Below are 1,754 nucleotides of genomic sequence, written 5' to 3'. Positions count from 1 at the left end.
ATGCTGCACTGTACTCAATTGTCATTTCTGTCATAGTAGGCTTTATTAACAAAGATGTACGTATGAAATTCATTGATATTATTTATGCATTAGTTGATGGAGCTCGTACAGCACTTGCAGTAGCAGCTGCCACTGCATCAGCTGGTATTATTGTAGGAATTGTGACGAAAACGGGATTAGGGCTAAAGCTGGCAAATGGTTTAATCGATTTGTCTGGTGGATATTTAATACCAACACTTATGCTAACGATGGTAGCAGCACTTGTTTTGGGAATGGGATCACCGACAACTGCAAACTATGTAATCACATCCACAATTGCGGCCCCTGCAATAATTTTACTAGGTGTACCGGATTTATCGGCACATTTATTCGTTTTCTACTTTGGAATAATTGCAGACATAACACCACCAGTTGCATTAGCAGCTTTTGCAGCTGCAGGAGTTTCTGGTGGAGAACCGATAAAAACTGGGATAGAGTCATCAAAACTGGCAATAGCCGCATTTATCATTCCATACATTTTTGTACTTTCTCCGCAAATGCTAATGATTGATACAACTTGGATGGAAGTTGTATGGGTTGTTCTTACAGCAATGACGGGTATGATCGCAATTGGAGCCGGTGTAATTGGTTACTGGGTGAGGGGGATGCACTGGTTAGAAAGAATCCTTGCTATCGTGGTTGGGTTGCTATTAATCTATCCTGAAACAATTTCGGACATTATTGGATTAACTACGTTTGTAATATTACTTGGTTTACAATATTTGAGGAATCGAGACAAGGATAACAGTTCTAATATATTGGAACATAAACAAAATATGTAGAAATCATACCTGCAACGATATTATATGGCAGCAGAGGGTGTAAGGTATGTGTTTGCACTCTTTGTGACTATAATCGTAAGGACATGAATGGTATCAATAAATACTAGAGTTGAAGAAAAGCAGTTATTGGTTTTTTTTAATAGCATAAGAAATCTAAATCAAATTTTAGTTTTTGATTTTAAGGGGGTGGCTTGATGAGGTAAAGTTTCCAATTCATATTTTGACAAAAGAGAGAATAAAAGAATGTGCTTCAGTCAGTTCAAACTGCTTTTATATAGTAGAGAGTACATCACGCACATTCCATCTGGTAATAGTGAATGTAGTCGAATCCTGTAACAGCCCTTTGTGAATTTGTGAAGATCAGTAAAAGTTTCATTAGTTATGCATTTGTTTTTAGAAACAATGGATCTATAATCATTTTGAAAGGAGACTAATTTATGAAATTTATAAAAAGTTTTATTTTAGTTACTTTCAGTTTCTTTTGTATGATTACACCGGCTTTTGCAAGTGTCCCTGGAGTGGATAAGTCAATGGGAAGGGGAGCAACCAAAGGAATCGTATCAGTTTCTCATCCGTTAGCTGCTGAGGCAGGTATAAAAATATTAAAACAAGGTGGAAATGCAGTCGATGCAGCAGCTGCCATTCAATTATCGTTAAATGTAGTTGAGCCAATGATGTCTGGAATCGGCGGCGGTGGTTTTATCATGATTTATAATAAAAAGGAAAATAAAATAACGATGCTCGATAGCCGCGAAATGGCCCCGCAAAATGTAACGCCTGAACTTTTTTTAGATGGAAAAGGAAAACCAATTCCTTTTAGTAAGCGTCACACTACTGGAAAAGCAGTAGGAGTTCCAGGAACGTTAAAGGGTGTCGAAACAGCTCTTGAGAAATATGGAACGTTGGATATATCTCAAGTAATAGATCCAGCAA

2 protein-coding genes are annotated in these 1,754 nt (G+C 37.3%); both read left to right on the top strand.

Annotated features, from left to right (window positions below; translation table 11 throughout):
• Positions 1-821, top strand: an 821-nt coding sequence (locus tag AC1DUW_RS27705; RefSeq protein ID WP_477644038.1) for a TRAP transporter large permease subunit, incomplete at its 5' end; no start/stop codon positions are given.
• 437 nt (positions 822-1,258) lie between these two features.
• On the top strand, positions 1,259-1,754 hold a 496-nt coding region (locus tag AC1DUW_RS27700; protein ID WP_477644037.1), incomplete at its 3' end, for a gamma-glutamyltransferase.

Source organism: Peribacillus sp. P4_C12 (assembly GCF_056402095.1).
Note: the sequence above shows the minus strand (reverse complement) of the source record. Positions and strands in the feature narration are given on the sequence as shown.